Source organism: Undibacterium sp. Ji42W (assembly GCF_049340405.1).
Classification (GTDB): domain Bacteria; phylum Pseudomonadota; class Gammaproteobacteria; order Burkholderiales; family Burkholderiaceae_D; genus Undibacterium.
In genome coordinates, this window is record NZ_JBMPOV010000006.1 from 390,134 (window position 1) to 408,340 (window position 18,207).

An 18,207-nucleotide genomic window follows, 5' to 3' on the forward strand; every position below is an offset into this window, starting at 1 on the left:
AAGGGATAAGGAATAAGTAATATATAGGGACACTCAAGATGAAATTTTTGTTCAGAATATCAGTTGTCAGCGTCGTGCTGTTGCTGTTGATTGCTCTGGCGGTACAGCAGGACTGGATATCTGCTTCTGCGGCTGTGTATCTGGTTTTCTTCGTGGGATTTGCTGCCCTGGCTGTATGGATATTTTTCAGGGTATTTTCAAACACTTCAGCACAAAAAGAAAACCTGGTCGCATGCCCGACATGCAGCATGCGTACCGATAGTCAGCGTGAGGCATGCATGTGGTGTGACCAGGGTTTGCCCGAAAGTTAAAAAAGCGGAGCACAACATTTTGCTTGCCTGATGTTGTGCTCCGCCGGGAATGACTTACTGCTGGTCAGGCGAATTAATTCAGACCAAGAAAATGATTTAAATCTACCATTTCCTGATGCCAGTTTGTCTGTAGTTGCGGCTTTTGATGTTTGGGTTTGCGCGCCAGATCAGTTTGTAATAATTCCTCCAGTTCACATAGTCTTTGCAAAGCCAGCTCTGTATCACTAAGCACTGTCTCGCCAACTTTGTTATTCGCTGTATCAGGTGTAGTGGACATTGCTCGCCCCGTTTCAGATGCAGGCTGTTTTTGCCGCAGGCATTGATAGGCACTTTCTGCATCCAGCCATCTTTCCAGACGACCATCCTGTACCACCCAGAATTCCTGGCAACTTTGCTCTATCAAATCCCGGTCATGGGAAACCAGCAAAAAACCACCGGCAAAGCCTGCCAGTGCTTCTGTCAATTCCTGTTTGCCCTGCATGTCCAGATGATTGGTCGGTTCATCGAGAAACAGCAAATGGTAGCTTGCCAGCGAGAGTGCCAAAAATAGCAGGCGCGCTCTTTCACCGCCGCTCAGCGATGCCACTTTTTGCTGATGACGGTGATAAGGAAATCCTGCCGAAATCAGCGCCTGCTTGCGCGCCAACTCTGTCCTGCCAGTGTCCGCGCCAGCGACAAAGGGATACAGCGCATCAGGCAGGCTGGCATCGCTGTTCAGTTGTTGCAAAGATTGGTCGTAATAACCTATCTGTGCTGCCGGATGCCAGCGTATGTGTTCAGAAATTTGTCCTGATAATATCGCTTGCCAGCATTGCCTGAGCAGGGACGATTTGCCCGTGCCATTTGCGCCCAGCAAAGCGATCTTGTCACCAGGGCGTACACCGAATTGCTCCAGCTTGAACAGACCTGGCAAACCAGGGGCGGCCCTGACGGTCAAGGCGTCAAGTTGCAACAAATGATTGGCAGCCGATTCCTTGCCATGCAATTGCAAAGTCCAGGGCTGGCCTACGGTGATTGTGGTTTGTTCTTCCTTCAGCCGATCTGCCCGTTTTTGCATGGTCTTGGCTTTGCGTGCCAGTTTTTCATTGTCATAGACGCTGCCCCAGATGGCCAGACGCTTGCTACTGGCCGCCAGCCTGTCAATTTCGCATTGCTCTGCATTACGCCTGGCTTGAGCTGCTTCGTCCATTAGTGCCAGGGATTGCAGTGCGTCAGAGCAGGGCTGATCGAAGCAAGTGATTTGCCTGTCACGCAAGATCCAGCTTTGACGCGTCACACGGTTCAACAGGCGCTGGTCATGCGATACCAGTACGAATGCGCCTTTCCAGTTCAGCAAGAATTCTTCCAGCCATAATAGAGATGGCAAGTCGAGATGATTGCTTGGCTCGTCCAGCAGCAAGAGATTGGGGTCGCGTAATAATGCGCGGCCTAATAGCAGGCGGGTATGCTGGCCACCGGATAAGGATTGCACCGGTACCCCAGCAGTGGCTGCATCTATGCCAAGTTCGTGCAAGAGACTGTCAACACGCCAGTGCAGTTCGGGTACGTCATTGATGGCATCGATCATGGCGTCACACAGGCTCAGCGAATGCAGGGTGGGTGGCAAGTGTTGCTCGACATATTGCAGGCGACACAGGCGTGCCATCTGTATGCTGCCGCTATTGGCGTGGCGTTGTCCTGCCAGCAGGGAGAATAATGTCGATTTGCCACTGCCATTATGACCTATCAAACCTATGCGCTGGCCAACTTGCAGTGTGAAGTTAAGGTTCTGGAATAAAACACCGTGGTTGGTGTCGAGTTGTAATGCTTGTGCGGATAATAAGGTAGTCATGCTCTTGTCTTTGTTTTGGGATGCAAGCATCCACGTCAACAGGAGCGCTAACGATAATGAGCCGAGAACTGGCTCGTAGGGGTAGTAAGTTGATGAGCTCTCGTCTGCTTATCGCTGCGCGATGGATTCAGGACAAGAGCTTGCAAAGGTACCAAAGTTGCGTATGCCGCTGATGGCATACTTTAGAACTTCCATGTTTCCTCCTTTCTGTAAAAAGAGTTGAGGAGTTGCGCAAAAGCCTGATTCTATTGAAATACCGATAGCAAGGCAAGATTGCCGCGCTACTGGCGTAGTCAAAATTATACGGATATGCCTACCGTCAACGTTACCACATAGTCCAGGCTTGCACTGCCAGTCACGCTGACCATTTGCAGGCTGGTACCATCGCTGAAAACATTGTCAGTTGCATACGTGATCTGCGACAGGTTGCGCACGCTGGTGGCGTAGCCAGTGGCTTGGTAGGCTTCATTCAGGGTTACCATGGGGAAGGTGAATTGTGAAGTCTTGACCTTGTTATTGGCGCTGCTGATTTTGCTCACGTTAGGGTAAACCTCGAAATGCACATGCGGGATACGCCCTGAATAGCAACCAGGGAAGATCGTCGTGAAACTGACACTGCCGTTGCTGTCTGTCTCCTGCACGCCGCGCAGGTAGTTCTCGGCAGTGATGCCGGATGAATACATGGAGTAATTGCCATCCCTGTCACAATGCCAGAGATAGATTGCATAGCCAGCCAGCGAAGCGCAACTGGTTTTGGTATTCACGAGTTGCAGCTTGATAGTCAGGGGCACACCTGCCGCCACACCGCTGGCACCGGCAATACTGGAACGTATATCGCTGCGTACGATGCCGGACAGCGCCAGCGCATTGGCAATACTGACACCATTGCTGTTACTGCCATCACCGGGATAAGGCCCGGCTGTTTCCTCAGGGATGATGCCGCAGGATGCAGGAGTGGTGACCGTCGTTGTTGCTGTAGTTGAGCCAGTGCTGGTGCCGGTCGCAGTTGAGGTCGATGAGGTTGATGTTGCTGTTGCTGTTGAGGCGTCACTGCCTCCGCCACAACCCAGCAAGGTCGCAGCGCCACCAACTGATATCCAGCGCAGCATTTGCCTGCGTGAGGCGGCTGTTTGCATCAGGGTTTGAAGATCGGTTTCCAGTTGATTGCCATGCTTTTCCATGATGTTTTTTCCTTACTGTTGGGCGTGCTGCATTGTGTCGCCATGACTTGTTAAATGCAGTAAAGCAAAGGTAAAGTTAGGTAAGGATTTTGTGTCATCAAAAAAGTGCGACTGTAAAAGCAGGTAAATTTGCACGCATACCTAGATGGCTTTGCTATCATCAGTACGTAGAATTTATATCCCCACACTTTATGACCAAGGTATTGCTCGCAGACGATGACGTGGAACTGGTAGGCATGCTCAAGGAATATCTTGAGCGTGAGGGCTTTGCCATTACTACCGTATATGATGGCGAGCAGGCCGTGACAGAGGCTTTGTCTGGTCAGCATGCGATTGCAGTACTAGATGTCATGATGCCGCGCATGAATGGTATTGATGCCCTGCGCCGCATACGTGAGCACAGCCGCATGCCTGTGCTGATGTTGACAGCGCGCGGGGATGATGTAGACCGCATCATCGGTCTTGAACTTGGGGCGGATGACTATGTGCCTAAACCATGTACCCCACGCGAATTGCTGGCCAGACTCAGGGCTATCTTGCGCCGCACCGAGATTGGCATGAATAATGAACAGGACAGACTATGCCTGGTCGTGGGCGCCCTGCAAATATGGCCAGGGCAGCGCCGCGCTGAATGGAATAATAAAATGCTGGACCTGACCAGCACTGAATTCACCTTGCTGGAGCTGTTGGCAAGGAATGCCGGGCAAACCGTCAGCAAGAATGAATTGTCCGAGCTGGGCCTGGGACGCCCTCTGGCCAGGTTCGACAGGAATATCGATGTCCACCTGAGCAGCATACGACAAAAGATCAGCGCCTTTGCCGATGGCCGTACTGTCATACAGACGGTATATCGCCAGGGTTATATGCTGACGCGCGAGTAAGTGAATAAGCGAGTAATGATGCCTAAACTCAGTATGCTGAAACTCGGTCGATTGTTTTGGAAATTCTTTTTCTTCATCTGGCTGGCGCAATTGACGGCCATCGCCGGTATCAGCATCACTTTCTGGATCAAGCGCAGCAATGAAGAGATAGCCAGGGCTGCGGCAATCGCTGTACAGCCCGACAAACTCCAGCATGAAGACAGGCGCGGTCCTGGCTCCGGCTCCGGCCCTGTTGCTGAATTCAGACATGGTCCCGGTCCGGATTTTCGTGATGCAGCCAGACCTGGTGGTCTGCCTGGTGAGCCTGGGCCTGCGCCTATGGGTATGCGCAAGCCACCGCATGATGGCGGCGATTCGCGTGCCTTTATTCCCATGGTAGTTGCCTTGTTTGCCAGCCTGCTGTTTGCGGCCCTGATGGCCTGGTATATGTCCAAGCCCATACGCAGGCTCAGCGAGGCTTTTCATGAGCTGGCAGGCGGCAAACTACAGACGCGCATAGGAGACAGCATGGGTAAGCGCAAGGACGAATTGACAGAGCTGGGCCGTGATTTTGACCGCATGGCAGAGCAGTTGACAGGTTCCTTGCACAACCAGCGTCGCCTGTTGCATGATGTTTCACATGAATTGCGTTCACCACTGGCACGTCTGCAGGCAGCGATAGGTCTGGCACGCCAGCAACCAGACAAGGCAGAAGAATACATGGTGCGCATGGACAGGGAAGCCGTGCGCATGGACAAGCTGGTCGGTGAAATCCTGACACTGTCGCGTCTCGAAGCCGGCGCCCATGCAGGGCAAGACCTGATACACATGGATGAATTATTTGCTGATCTGACGGACAATGCCCACTTTGAAGCGAAGACCGCAGGCAAGGCGTTCAAGACAGAATATTCTGCCGATGCCATCAGCAAGGTGTGCGTGCTGGGGCGCTATGAATTGCTGCACCGGGCGATGGAAAATGTCTTACGCAATGCGATACGGCATACCCGTCCCGATACTGCCGTGACCCTTCACGCAGAAGTACTGGGCACGCAATTGCATGTGTCCATCCTGGACGAAGGCGAAGGCGTGCCGGAAGCTGAATTGCAGAGCATCTTCCAGCCTTTCTACCGTAGTGTACTGGCAGAACAAAGCAGCGAAGGCTATGGCCTGGGACTGGCGATTACCCAGCGCGTGATACAGGCACATGGCGGCAGTATCACTGCCACCAACCGCCGCGCTGCCGGCCTGTGCATGTTGATGATGTTGCCAATGGCATTTGCTTAGGGTGATACAGGCAGGAACAGGCTGACGTTCAAGCCGCCGCCTTCACGGTTTTGCAGGCTGATCCTGCCGCCATGTGCTTCTATGATCTCCCGCACCAGTGCCAGGCCCAGACCTGTACCACTGCGCTTGGTGGAATAAAAAGGAATCAGGGCATTCGACATCACCGTATCTGTCATACCACTGCCCCTGTCCATGACTTCTATGCGGATGACGCCTTGCAAATTGCGTATGCCGAGAAATACTTCATCTTCTCTTGAGCCAGACTCATGGGCATTCTTCAGGAGATTCAGCAAGGCATGCTCCATCTGCGCACGGTCGAGGTTGATGGCTTCTTCTGGCAAACTGTCAATGACGGTGAAGATGACTTGCGACTTCAGGCCAGCGATAAAATTATCCCAGTGTGTACTCTCCAGCCTGGGTGTCGGCAGTTTGGCAAAGCGTGCATAGCCATCGATAAAGCTTTCCAGGTGGCGGGTGCGTTCTTCTATGGTTTGCAAAATACTGGGCAGACGCTCGGTCTGGCCACGGCCTACCAGTACCGCAGCAGAATTCGCCAGTGAGGCTATCGGTGCCAGGGAATTATTCAATTCATGGCTGATCACGCGTATGACCTTTTTCCAGGTCTGCACTTCCTGGCGGCGTAATTCCACCGTCAGATGGCGCAGCAAGAATAATTCATGATGGCGGCCATTCAGGCTGAAGTGGCGGCGTGCCAGATGGTAAACCTCTTCCTCTTCTTCGGCATCTTTCGCTGCTACTGTGAACAAACCGTCGCCACCGCGCTGTATGGCTTCACGTAACGAGGCGGAGACTTGCGTCATCACTTCATTAAAACTGAAACCTTCGAGCTTGCGGCCCTGATTCAGCAATTGCCTGGCTGCGATATTGGCGAATACAATGGGGCCGTGGTCGGCCACCAGCATCATTGCTACTGGTGTATTTTGCACCATGGTATCGAGCAGCAATTCACGCTGTACCAGATTTAATCTTTGCTTGCGTAAGACATCGCCCAGCGCATTGTGGGCATCTACCAGTTCACCCAGTTCATCTTGCAATGGCCAGTGCACACCGATGGAAAAATCATTGTCTTGATAACTGATGACCGTGCCAGCCAGAGTATGGAACAAACGTATCATGGCTTTTAACTGGCTGCGCAACAGACTCACGCCTATCGGCAAGATAATCAGCAGGCTGAGGCCTGTTGCCAGCCAGAGTTGGTCTGGCAATAAATGCAGCATGAGCATGCTGACAGCGACGGCCAGTAATAATATTGCCACCATCAACAGGCTTAGCCGGGTGAGCATGGAGAACAGCGGGCGCTTGCCAGGAACGCTGCCGCTTGCTGATGGCGCTTTCTGGTCTGTCATGCGCTACGGCTGATGCCCAGCCTGTCCATACGCCGATACAAAGCCTGGCGGCTCAGCCCCAGCTCGGCGGCAGCTTGCGCCACCACGCCATGCGCTTTTTGCAGGGAGCGTTCTATTGCTTCCTTGTCAGGCTCTTGCTCATTGAGCCAGCTATTCGCCAATGGTAAGCCAAGATCAGCAGGCATGATTTCAGTTTTGGCTGCCAGTAGGCAGGCACGCTGCATGACATTTTTAAGTTCCCTGACATTGCCTGGCCAGGCATATTGCACCAGTGCAGATGCCGTAGTGGGATGCAGGGTCTTGCCGTTACTGAGAAAGTATTCTGCCAGCGGCAAGATGTCGCCAGTGCGTTCTGCCAGTGTGGGTAAATGCAATTCAATGACGTTCAAGCGGTACAATAAATCCTGACGGAAGCTGCCAGCCCTGATCATGGCTGGCAAGTCAGCATTGGTGGCGCTGAGTACCCTGACCTTGACCTGTCTTTCCTTGTTCGAGCCCAGTCTTTCAAAGCGCCCGGTTTCCAGCACACGCAATAATTTCATTTGCCCGGCGAGTGGCAGGTTACCAATTTCATCGAGGAACAGGGTGCCACCATCGGCTGCTTCAAATTTGCCTTCGCGTGCCTTGCTGGCTCCGGTATAGGCACCAGCCTCGGCACCAAACAGTTCTGCTTCTATCAGTTCTGCTGGCAGGGCACCACAATTGAGTACCACAAAAGGGCCGTCCTTGACGCTGGAATTGGCCTGTATGATTTCGGCGATTCTTTCCTTGCCTGCACCATTCGGCCCGGTGATCAGCACTGGTACATCGGCGCGGGCTACCTGACAGGCCATGCCGAGCACCCGCTCTGTGGCAGCATCATTCCAAACCAGATTGCAGAGATTGAACTTTTGCTCCAGCTCGCGTTTTTGCTTGCGTTCGCGTTGTAGCCTTTGTTGCAGGGCGCGGTTGCTTTGCCCCAGCTCAATCAGGTTCCTGACCGTGGTCAGCAGTTTTTGGTCATTCCAGGGTTTGCCAAGGTAATCGGCAGCGCCTGACCTGATCAGTTCTACTGCCGCATCCAGATGTGTCCAGGCTGTCAGCAAGATAACGGGCAGGTCAGGGTAGCGTTTGCGTATTTCAGTGAACAGTGCACGGCCTTCATCACCCGAGGTGGTATCGGCTGTGAAGTTCATGTCCTGTATCACCAGATCGACAGCCTGATGCTCCAGTATCGCCAGACCCTGTTCTGGCGACGTGGCGCACACCGCATCAATATCATGCAGGGAAAACAGCACTTCCAGTGCCACCGCGACGGTGGCGTTGTCATCAATAATTAATACGGTAGGCATTGTCAGTGTTTGAGTTTTCAGGGCTTCAGGTTCAGTACTTCAGGTACTGCGGGTAGCAGTGGCTGGTGAAATCGAGGCAGCACGAGCCGCCGGTCCCACCACTGCGATGATACCAAGTATCCAGAAAATTACACTGCCTCCTAGCAAATAAGGTACTGGCAATTTCGTTAATTCCAGCTTGCTGACCAATAACTGGTTGAGACCTATGGCCAGGGCAAGGCCGCAGGCGATACCAAAAGTGGTGATCATGAAGTTCTCCGTGACGAAGTAGCGCAACACGTCTATCTTGCGCGCACCCAGTGCACGGCGCACACCGATATGCTTGCGGCGTTGCGTGACCCACAGGCTGGAAATGCCGACGATGCCGCTGGCAGTGACCAGCAAGAGCAGCACACAGACTGCAATCAGCATCCACGCCAGGCCATTGTCAGCGCGGTAGCGCCTGGAACGGTCTTCCTGAAAGCTGCGCAAATTGACGATGATAGGTGTGGCAGATGCTTTTCTCAGTGCCATCTCAACATCTTTCATTACCCGTTCACGCTGGCCGGGTTCGGCACGTACCGAATACTTGGAGTAGGGGTCATTTGACATGCGTACCGGCAAGACAACCGAGATTTCACCTTTTTCGCCAATCTGGGCAGCATGGGTTTGCAAACGCTCAAGTACACCGACTATCCTTGTTTCATACGCATCGTCACCTGTACCAAAATAAATGGTTTTGCCAACGACACTGGCCTGACCAGGAAAAAGTTTTTCTGCAAGTGCCTTGGTAATGATGACGACATTGGGAAATTCCTTGCTGGTACTGGTATCAATTTCGCGGAATTCACCCTGATTGAAGTCTCGCCCATCGGCCAGCTTCAGGCCCCAGAGTTTCATCACGGATTCCGATGCAATATACATTGATACATTGGCACTGGTGGCAGCCTGCTTCCTGTCCAGCGAAACACCAGTGGTACTGCCGGACCAGGACAATGGTGTCTGGCTGACCCTTGTCACGCCCTGCACGCCAGAGACCCCGCGTATGGTTACTTCTTCCTGTTTTTGCGTGGCGATCTGTTCTGTATGATCAGCGACTTTGCGGTTACTGATATTGATGGAAAACAGGTCGTTTTCTTCTGCGACACCGCTGGGGCGTGCTACCACTTCCATACGCAATTGAACAATGTAGACAGCATTGCTTAAAATTGCCAGGCTGATGGCAACCTGCAGGGCGACCAGAATGGCACCGGTCTTGCTGCGCAGTAGCGCAGATAAAATGGGGCGAATTTCGAGATTGAGTTTCATGATAGCCTCATTGTGATTTGAGTTGTATGGCAGGCGTCACCTGGCATGCGCGCCAGGTCGGGAACAAACCCGCCAATATGGCAGCGGTGACTGACATCACAAAGGTAATGCTCAGCATTTGCCAGTCCATATGTGCCACCACAGTCAGTTGTTTTGATTGCTTGGCGATCAGGGCAAGTGCACCAAATGCCAGCAGCAGTCCTGCAACACCACCAGCCAGGCCGATGACACTGCTCTCGATGAGGAATTGATTGAATATCTCTTTGCGGGATGCGCCCAGTGCACGCCGTACACCGACTTCCGAGGACCGTACAGAAAATTTCGCCAGTAACAGTCCTACGGTGTTCACCAGACACAGCATCAGGAAGCCAAATGCCAGCCAGGCAGAAAGCTTGTTATCGTTGCCGACTACTTTGGATTCTTCCAGCCATTCCATGACATTGAATAGTTTGTTTTTTGCTTGACGCATGTAACGTCCAAGCTTGCGCTGCTCGGATGCATAATTGTCGAGGTAGCTTTGCAGTTCCTGGCGCTGGCCTTCTGACTTCATTTCAAACCAGAAGCTCAGCCATGTGCATTCTGAATCCAGTCGTCCCTGCCAGCCAGGCGCAGTATCGCCAGTGCAGCCCATGCCGCCTGCATGGGTAATTTCATGCCGGATGGCGCTGGCCAGAGGAATGAAGAAATCTTCCTGCACGCCAAAGGTGGCATTACGGTAAAAGCGCGGGCTTGGTTCCCAGGTATCGAGTACGCCGACTATCTGGAACTGATGACCTATCATGGTCAGGTACTGACCAACAGGATTGGTATTGCCGTATAGCTTGTCTGCCATTTTTTTTCCAAGTACGACAACGTCTGCGGCTTTTGCATCGTCATTTTCAGTCCATCCCTGGCCATGTAAAAATGGCGTGTCAAACATGGCGAAAAAATCCTTGGTGACGGCGGCGCCTTCGGGCTCTATCGCTGGCAAGTCTTTGCGTGCCGGTTCTATGGCCATCAATATGCCGTACATCGCTGTACGTCTCTCGCCTATCTTGGCAGGCAAATGATTCATGACATCCCGGTAACTCATCTGGGTATCATTCGGTTTATCATCGGGCGTATAGCCTTTCAATGGGCCGTTATCCATCCAGGGTGTGAACAGACGGTTGCTCTTGTGTGGTATCGGGTCACCCGACATCACATGCAAGATCGTCAGGGTGGAGATACTGGCGGCGACGCCAACTGCCAGGGTCAGTACCATCAGGGCAGTCAGGGCCGGGTTGCGGCGCAGGCTGCGTATGCCAAGTAAAAAATAATAACGAAACATCATGCGGCTCCTCAGGCGACTGCCGAACTATCAACTTCATTGGCAGAGGCAGCGTCGGCCTTGGCATCGTAAAGTGACGGTACCTTACGTACCAGGTCGCTGACCTGTCCATCGATAATATGCACATTGCGCTGTGCACGAACGGCCAGTTCAGGGTCATGCGTTACCATCAAAATGGTCGTGCCCTTGGCATTGATCTCTTCCAGTAATTCCATGACGCTGCGTGCCATTTGGGTATCGAGGTTACCGGTAGGTTCATCTGCCAGCAAGAGTTTGGGCGAACCAGCCAGGGCACGGGCAATTGCCACACGCTGTTGCTGACCACCAGACAATTCAGCCGGATAATGTTTCATGCGTGAGGCCAGGCCAACCTGTGCCAGTGCTGCCTCTATGCGCTCCTTGCGTTCCGCCGTATTGAAGCCGCGATAGCGCAGTGGTACATCAACATTGTCAAACAGATTCAGGTCGGGTATCAGGTTGAATCCCTGGAAAATGAAACCCAGTTTTTCATTGCGCAGACGCGTACGGGCATTGTCATTCATGCCCTTGACATTGATGCCATCGAGCAGATAATCACCGTCATTGAATTCTTCCAGCAAACCGGCGATGTTCAAGAAAGTGGTTTTGCCAGAACCGGATGGTCCGGTCACGGTGACGAATTCACCTTCCTTGACATGGATGTCAAAGCCGCGCAGGGCATGGGTTTCGATCAAATGCGTACGATAAACTTTGCTGAGGTTTTTCATGCGTAACATGGGATATTCCTTCTTAAATTAATTGTTGATATTAGTTATTAATCAGTTGTTAATCAGTTATTAATGGAAACGCTGTTCGCGCCTTCAAATGTATCGGTACCTGATATCACGACTTTGTCGCCGTCTTTCAAACCACTGAGAATTTCTACTGCTGAGATACTGGTTGCGCCCATTTTGATGGGGCGGCGCTGGGCAACACCGTTTTCAACGACATAGGCAAAGCGTCCACCGTCCGCTTCGACAAAGGGGCCGCGTGGCAAGACCATGACATTGGCTTTTTCTTCCATCAGCAATCTGGCAGAAACGCGCTGGCTTTGACGCAGGCCTTCAGGCTGTTTGCCGCTGAACCGTACTCTGGCGAGTATCTGGTTTTTCACCACTTCTGGCGAGATGGCGGTCAGGGTGCCCATGACCTTGTTATTGTTGATCACGATTTCTGCCTTCATGCCCAAGCCCAAATCTGTCATATACGATTCCGGGATTTCGACTTCCACTTCAAGCTGCGACAGATCAACCAGTGTCATCAATGCTGTATTGGCCGCCACCACACTGCGGTTGGAAATTGCAAGACTGCCGATGATGCCATCGACTGGTGCACGCAGTTTCAATTCATCGACACGGCGTTTGGCAAAGTCCAGCGAGAGGCGCTGGCGTTGCAACTGGCTCATCTTGGTTTTTAATTCCAGCGTGACATCTTCATTTTCCAGGTCTGCTGCCTGGGCAGCATGCTTGGAGCGAATTTCCGTGGAATGCATGGCATCCTGGGCTTTCAGGAAATCATTCTTGGCAACCACGCCAACAACGCCGGCCGCTTCTATGCGCTGGAAGGCGCGCTGGGCTGCTACACGGTCTATCTCGGCCTGGTCGGCATCGCGTCTGGCGATCAGTTTTTGCTTCTTTGCGAGGATTTGCTGGCGTGCGACTTCGGCCTCCAGCTGTTCGGTATTTGATTGTTCGCGTTTGAGCTGATCGTTCAGGTCAGGAGATTCTATCTCGGCGACGATATCACCTTTCTTGACGGTATCACCCGCATTGGCTTTCAGCGTTACCGTACCACCAGCGCTGGAGTACAACGTCGGGCTGATGGCTGCAACAATACGGCCATTGACTGAAGCGTCCCTGACCAAAGTACCGTGGCTGACGGTGGCGATGCGCAAGCGCGATGCATTCACCGACTGGCTGCTGCCACGCCATGCCGACATCAGCAATACCAGGCTGGTGACGCCCACCACCGTGGCGACGCCTGCAATGATGATGCGTTTGCGTTGTTGTCCCTTATTGGCGGCCAATACCGTATCTTGGCCTGACGTGTCTCTTATCATGATGTTTCCATTAAACAGTTTGCATCCTGTTTAGCAGAAACTGTGCCAGTTTTAAGTCATTGATTTATATGAATATTTTATTGGCGCCTGATTGTCCACACTGTCCGCAGCCTTGTCCGTACAGGTAAGCGTACACAATAAAAAAATCCCGTCTGCCTGGACGGGATTCTTGCCTCGGTAATGGAACAGATTTATTGCAGGGCCTGTTGATGTCGCATAACCTGATGCCTGTGCCAGTAATGGCCGGAGACATTCTTGAATTCTTCGCGCACTTTCTTGATACCGGCGAGTTTCACCTTGGTCGACTTGGCACCCAGCATGCCTTTTTCTGGGTGCTTGATGGTCAAAGTGTCTGACATCATGCCATCTTCATATTCATAGGTATCCACCCTATCCCAGGACAGCGGTTCAGTTTCATCAGGCAAGATCCAGCCTGCATAGGTTACTTGTATGGCTTTGCCCTCGCTCAAGGAAAATTCAACAGGCGGGAAGTAGCGCAGCACCAGTGCCTGTTCTTCTTCATTGCCTGGTTCATAGCGATAGGCCAGACTGTGTTCATGCGCTTGTGAAAAATCTTCTTCATAGCTAGTCCACAAACGCGCTTCAATTTCATCGGCAACTTGTATATCAGTGGCCCAGGTTTGTGCGGGCACACTGGTGACAATGGCGCCGTAATCAGCTTCGGCTATGACATGACCTACATTTTTCATACGCTCAGTCATCTTGGGATGGCTGTCATAGGGATGTGGCACACTCGTATGTTTCATGATGTCGATGAAGGCAGACGAACGCGCATATGGATGCAGGCCGGATGCGACAAATTGCGCTATCCCCAAACTGGCACCATGTCTTTCATTACGCGAAAACAGCTGGTTCTCGATTTCATTCCTGTAATTGGCATAAGCCGCAATCTTGATCAGTGAATAAGTGACTGCTGCAGGTGCAATTACTTTGGCGGCGATGCGGTCTGCCAAAAATTCACGGTCACGGCTATTGCGTGCAGAGGCAATTTCAAAAATCATGCGGTACAGACACATCAGATAAAACACGGTAGGCACATGCGCGCTACGCATCTCAAAACAGTATTGATCATATTGCGCCAGCTTGGGTCCAAGCGCAGCACTATTCGCTGTATCGCCACCACGGAAGTGTGCCAGTTCATGCGCCAGCACGGCATCCGCCTCAGACTGGCTCAGCAGGCGCAACAGCGGAATACTGATAAACAGGCTGCGACCGCGCAAGCTTCTGCCGCTGACATTCAAGGGGGATTCAGTGACAAAGAAATTGGCATCGATACCTGCGACGATATTATCTGGCGCGGCGGTTTTCAAACGTGCAGCCAAGTCACGTATGCGCTGCCACAAACCGGGTGCTGCCTGTTCAGAAATCAGCTCACCCTGGATCTGGTGATTGCTTTTAGCGCGCTTGAAGATGCTGACAATGACATAGAACACCGCGATCGCCACAAAGATGACGGCCACGCCTATCAGCTTGATGGAGTAACGGTTCATGAAATAAGCCGTGACCCAGAACGACAGCCACATCAGCATCGCGCCCTGTGCAATTGTTCCGGCAGTGCAACTCAATGTCAGCACACGCCAGCCTGTGACAAAACTCAGGTACTGGGCTTTCTCATTGAGGAAGGCGAAAGCACCGAGCAAGAGCACACTGATCAGCAAGACCACGCCACCGACCATGGTCCAGGCTGAAACTTTTTTGGCCATGATGAATTGCCAGTTATCTGAATAGCGCGCACATACACGTTCTCTGTAACTGGCGGCTTCGGTGATGTTGCTGTCGCAGATTTTAGAAGGTGGATACTGGCGAAAAAATTCTTGCTGCTGAAATTTCTCATCAGCTGTCAACTTGCTGTCGATATCAATTTGCTGTGATACAAAACTCAGGAATTTTTCATCCTGTTTGTTTTCTACATGTTGGGAAAACCAGTAAGTAAACGCAGGGATCAAGAACAGTGAGAGCAGCGAATACAACAGTATTTTTGCTAAATCTTTTTTTATGGAGAGTCCGGCAGACATAAGCGTAATTTTTCCTGTTCATCAACATGCGGGGGAACGATGCTGATGAACAGGCCATAATAAAATGGCGGCAGCTAGCTCAGCAGACAGGATTCCGGTCGGATCTGGAAACTTGGTCGTCATCAGATCAACAAAAGTATAGGGACATAAATTTGCTAAAACAATCAAACTAAAGTCTGCTTACAATTAATACAATTTGTGCTTTGCTGAAAAGAAATAAAACCTGCTTCTCACTTTCTGCATCTTGTTGCAAGACTCAACAACTGTTGGTGTTTCATGTAGCAGCGCGGCGGTTGTAAACATAGCCGGCACTGATAGCCGTTATGCCTAGTACGAGTTGCCATGTGATGGAATGGCTGTTTGCAACACCATTGAAACCAAACACATCAACCGACGGTACCTTGACTGCATGGACTGCAACATAGAGACCAAACAGAAAAAGTGACGAGAAAGTGCGTGGCGTTTTGGATAAACGCCCCAGCAAGCTGGCGAGAGCACTCATGCTGAAAATGCCGGTCAATAATGCCATTGCCCGGGTCGGCTCATGCATGGCCCAACGCAGGGTGATGACACCCGTCAGCATCAAGGCGAGCAAGGCACTTGCCGCAAACTGACGCACATATCGCTGTGTAATGCCGCCTGACAATGCACCTGTCATGTCGCTTGCGGCAGCCTGGTGGTCCCGGCAACTCAGGTCGCTGATCAATATTCCCCAGATGGCGACACTCGCCGTCAACATCCCCGGCAAACCAGCATTCGGTAAGAATACGGACAGCAGGGGTATCAGCACCAGCGCCAGGCCAGCCACAGGTGTCGTGACGATCGTCAGGGCAACGTCAGCACATATTTGCCCGGCCAGCCCTGGCAGAGCTTGTGCCAGGTGAAACAGGGGTTGGGCAATACGGGCGAAAGGACGCAATAGTTGATTCAATAAACCCAGGGGCGAGCGGCGTTTGCGGGTTTGGCCGACTTTTACACGGTCTGGTGAAAACCGGTGGAACAAGGCGATGGCCGGTAATAATGGCAGCAAGGCCAGCATGGCTGAGGCACAGCGTATGGCCAGCAATTTGCCTGACCACAGAATGGATGGCAGTAAAATGGGGGTAAGCTTCGCATCAAAAGTTGCAGTACCCAATGAGAAGCTGTTGGTATGCATCAGCAATTTCAGATTCACCATGGAAGTGGCTGCGCCCATGAAATCAATAAACATATAGGGATTGATTTGACCAGTTATCCCATCTTCTATTTTGCTCAGCAGGGAGATTTGCGCCATCCAGATAAAAAAGAAAATCACATCGCCCAGCTTGCCCAGCAGAGGAGAATAGCTGTCAAACAAAATGGCGCAACTGACCGCAAAAAATACCATGGGTAGCAGGAGGACTATATAGGTTTGCAGATATACCGGTAACGCTATCGGCCCTTCGCCACGCACAAGATGGCAGACCAGCATGGCCACCAGGAAAGAAGTGATCAGTGCCAGCAAATACACGACGCCACCGATCCAGCGCGCCAGCAGGAAAATGCCATTTCCTATCGGTGTGGTAGCAATGACGCTACCACAACCACTGCGCATATCTTCTGCAATGCGGCCGCGTACCAGATAAAATCCCGCCAGACCAAATAACAGGCTGGCCAGCGCCGCGCTACCGTAGGCGAGTGTTGTGCTGGTGTATAAAACACGGATGTTGCGTATGGTCATCAACGTGGTACCTGATTGTGGATCAGGAATCATCACCCACGCCAGCGCAATCACTGCCAGTACCGTCACCACGCTGCTCAGGCGGCGCAAGCGCAGGCGGGCTTCATTCAAGACCAGGATAGTCAGTGTATTCAGCAGAGAAGGGCTCATGCTGCCAGCTCCTGCACTGCATAGCGTTGCGCCATTAAGGCTTCTTCCAGACTGGGCGTAGCATGGCGCGCGCCTGCACATGGCTGGTGTGGATGGGCAATACGCAAGCTCATGTGATTGCCTTGTTTTTGGGTTTGCAATACATGTACCTTGTTGCGCAAGGCATCATACTCATGGCTGGCAATGTCAGCTGTCCAGATTTGTCCATGCGCCTGCGCCAGGATGTCGTCTGGCGTTGCATAGGCAATCAATCTCCCCTGACGCATGATGGCCAGTTGGCTGGCGATGCTTTCTACGTCAGAGACGATATGGGTGGACATGATGACCAGTTTCTTGAAGCCCAGCTCGCTTAATAAATGGCGAAAGCGCAGGCGTTCTTCCGGATCCAGTCCCGCGGTAGGTTCATCGACGATGAGTATGTCAGGATCATTCAACAGGGCCTGGGCAATGCCCAGACGTCGCCGCATGCCGCCAGAAAACGTCGATGCCTGACGTTTGGCCTGCTCATGCAGGTTCACCATTTCCAGCAAGTGTCTGACCCTGGCCGGATCGCGTACACCCTTGAGAGCAGCAAAATACTGCATGAATTCCAGCGCTGTCAGGTTTGGGTAAATACCAAATTCCTGCGGCAGGAATCCCAGGCGCTGGCGTATGGCCTGGGGCTTTTTAACGATGTCCTGGCCCTGAAAAAATATGCTGCCACTACTGGGACGTGTCAGTGTTGCCACCATTTGCATGAGTGTAGTTTTACCTGCGCCATTGTGCCCTACCAGGCCGACTACGCCAGGACCGAGATTGAGCGACATGTCATGCACTGCTGTCAGTTTTTTGCCAAAGGTTTTTGTGATATTCCTGATTTCCAGCATTTCGCTCCCCCGTCATTATTTTATTTGCATGGGCTAACTGTAAAGAAAAGTTGTTTGATTTGCCTTGGCATTGAGACAGATTGCGTAAATCGCGGTATGAAATGGCTTTTAAATGATATGTAATCCGTGCAGACTATATTTTCTGGAAAACGGTTGATGAGGCAATACAAGCCTATACTGACTTGTCACCAAGGCCTTGGTGTTCCCAGGAGTAAATCATGAGTAAAGTTCAGCAAAGTAATAAAGAAACCAAGAAGCAGGCGGCCAGTACGCCTAAAGAAAAGAAAGCCGCCAAGCAAGCCAAGAAGGAAGCTGGAACGGCAATTCCATGGACACAGCGCACAGGCGCATAGATTTGATCTGCACCAGGCTGGATATGTCGCTTGGTGAGAGTGGATGTATCAAATTTAGACTATGTGCGGAGATCTTTTGAGAGAAACTCCGCACATCAACAACGCACTTCAGTAACGCATATCCGTAAATCAAACAGGCATGAAGCGCGCCAGATACTCAGGCGAATTGATAAACTGCCCGATCAGCGTGACTACATCCGTGCCAGACTGTGCCAGCAATGCCTCAAAGGTCGCCTGATCAGGTGCATGACCCAGCAAGCCTATG

15 protein-coding genes are annotated in these 18,207 nt (G+C 51.9%); 4 read left to right on the forward strand and 11 right to left on the reverse strand.

The window, feature by feature from the left end; translation table 11 throughout:
• Nucleotides 1-38: 38 nt before the first annotated feature.
• The gene (locus tag ACO0LG_RS15825; protein WP_423027957.1) at nucleotides 39-311 is read left to right on the forward strand and encodes a hypothetical protein; all 273 of its coding nucleotides are present in this window, start codon (nucleotides 39-41) and stop codon (nucleotides 309-311) included.
• A gap of 73 nt (nucleotides 312-384) precedes the next feature.
• On the opposite strand, the gene ACO0LG_RS15830 is transcribed toward ACO0LG_RS15825, so the two are convergent.
• Nucleotides 385-2,142 carry an ABC-F family ATP-binding cassette domain-containing protein gene (locus ACO0LG_RS15830; protein WP_423027959.1) on the reverse strand — a complete coding sequence of 586 codons (1,758 nt, stop codon included), beginning with the start codon at nucleotides 2,140-2,142 and terminating at the stop codon, nucleotides 385-387.
• Between the two features lie 299 nt (nucleotides 2,143-2,441).
• On the reverse strand, nucleotides 2,442-3,323 hold the full coding sequence (locus ACO0LG_RS15835) for an intradiol ring-cleavage dioxygenase (protein ID WP_423027961.1): 882 nt from the start codon (nucleotides 3,321-3,323) through the stop codon (nucleotides 2,442-2,444).
• Nucleotides 3,324-3,514: 191 nt separating this feature from the next.
• Between ACO0LG_RS15835 and ACO0LG_RS15840 the strand changes: the two genes are divergently transcribed.
• A complete protein-coding gene (locus tag ACO0LG_RS15840) occupies nucleotides 3,515-4,204 on the forward strand; it encodes a response regulator (protein ID WP_423027963.1) in 690 nt (229 codons plus the stop codon).
• Between the two features lie 18 nt (nucleotides 4,205-4,222).
• Nucleotides 4,223-5,467: an ATP-binding protein gene (locus ACO0LG_RS15845; protein WP_423027965.1), complete on the forward strand. Its 1,245-nt coding sequence runs from the start codon at nucleotides 4,223-4,225 to the stop codon at nucleotides 5,465-5,467.
• On the opposite strand, the gene ACO0LG_RS15850 is transcribed toward ACO0LG_RS15845, so the two are convergent.
• The 9 genes from ACO0LG_RS15850 to ACO0LG_RS15890 all read right to left on the reverse strand — a co-directional run bounded on the left by ACO0LG_RS15850 (nucleotide 5,464) and on the right by ACO0LG_RS15890 (nucleotide 17,589).
• Nucleotides 5,464-6,834, reverse strand: a complete 1,371-nt coding sequence (locus ACO0LG_RS15850) for a sensor histidine kinase (RefSeq protein ID WP_423027967.1) — start codon at nucleotides 6,832-6,834, stop codon at nucleotides 5,464-5,466. The genes ACO0LG_RS15845 and ACO0LG_RS15850 overlap by 4 nt on opposite strands.
• Nucleotides 6,831-8,165: a sigma-54-dependent transcriptional regulator gene (locus tag ACO0LG_RS15855; RefSeq protein WP_423027969.1), complete on the reverse strand. Its 1,335-nt coding sequence runs from the start codon at nucleotides 8,163-8,165 to the stop codon at nucleotides 6,831-6,833. Before ACO0LG_RS15855 ends, ACO0LG_RS15850 begins: the two co-directional genes overlap by 4 nt.
• Before the next feature lie 39 nt (nucleotides 8,166-8,204).
• Nucleotides 8,205-9,452, reverse strand: a complete 1,248-nt coding sequence (locus ACO0LG_RS15860; protein ID WP_423027971.1) for an ABC transporter permease — start codon at nucleotides 9,450-9,452, stop codon at nucleotides 8,205-8,207.
• 7 nt (nucleotides 9,453-9,459) lie between these two features.
• Complete coding sequence (locus ACO0LG_RS15865) at nucleotides 9,460-10,764, reverse strand: ABC transporter permease (protein WP_423027973.1); 1,305 nt, start codon at nucleotides 10,762-10,764, stop codon at nucleotides 9,460-9,462.
• An 8-nt stretch (nucleotides 10,765-10,772) separates the two neighbouring features.
• The gene (locus ACO0LG_RS15870; RefSeq protein ID WP_423027975.1) at nucleotides 10,773-11,516 is read right to left on the reverse strand and encodes an ABC transporter ATP-binding protein; all 744 of its coding nucleotides are present in this window, start codon (nucleotides 11,514-11,516) and stop codon (nucleotides 10,773-10,775) included.
• Nucleotides 11,517-11,569: 53 nt separating this feature from the next.
• Nucleotides 11,570-12,838, reverse strand: a complete 1,269-nt coding sequence (locus tag ACO0LG_RS15875) for an efflux RND transporter periplasmic adaptor subunit (RefSeq protein WP_423027977.1) — start codon at nucleotides 12,836-12,838, stop codon at nucleotides 11,570-11,572.
• A 191-nt stretch (nucleotides 12,839-13,029) separates the two neighbouring features.
• Complete coding sequence (locus ACO0LG_RS15880; protein ID WP_423027979.1) at nucleotides 13,030-14,874, reverse strand: M48 family metallopeptidase; 1,845 nt, start codon at nucleotides 14,872-14,874, stop codon at nucleotides 13,030-13,032.
• A gap of 274 nt (nucleotides 14,875-15,148) precedes the next feature.
• Nucleotides 15,149-16,723 carry a hypothetical protein gene (locus tag ACO0LG_RS15885; protein WP_423027981.1) on the reverse strand — a complete coding sequence of 525 codons (1,575 nt, stop codon included), beginning with the start codon at nucleotides 16,721-16,723 and terminating at the stop codon, nucleotides 15,149-15,151.
• Nucleotides 16,720-17,589 (reverse strand): ABC transporter ATP-binding protein, encoded by an 870-nt coding sequence (locus tag ACO0LG_RS15890; protein WP_423027983.1) that lies wholly within the window; start codon nucleotides 17,587-17,589, stop codon nucleotides 16,720-16,722. The genes ACO0LG_RS15885 and ACO0LG_RS15890 overlap by 4 nt, the downstream gene beginning before the upstream one ends.
• 218 nt (nucleotides 17,590-17,807) lie before the next feature.
• Between ACO0LG_RS15890 and ACO0LG_RS15895 the strand changes: the two genes are divergently transcribed.
• Complete coding sequence (locus tag ACO0LG_RS15895) at nucleotides 17,808-17,942, forward strand: hypothetical protein (protein ID WP_255431525.1); 135 nt, start codon at nucleotides 17,808-17,810, stop codon at nucleotides 17,940-17,942.
• Nucleotides 17,943-18,207 lie beyond the last annotated feature (265 nt).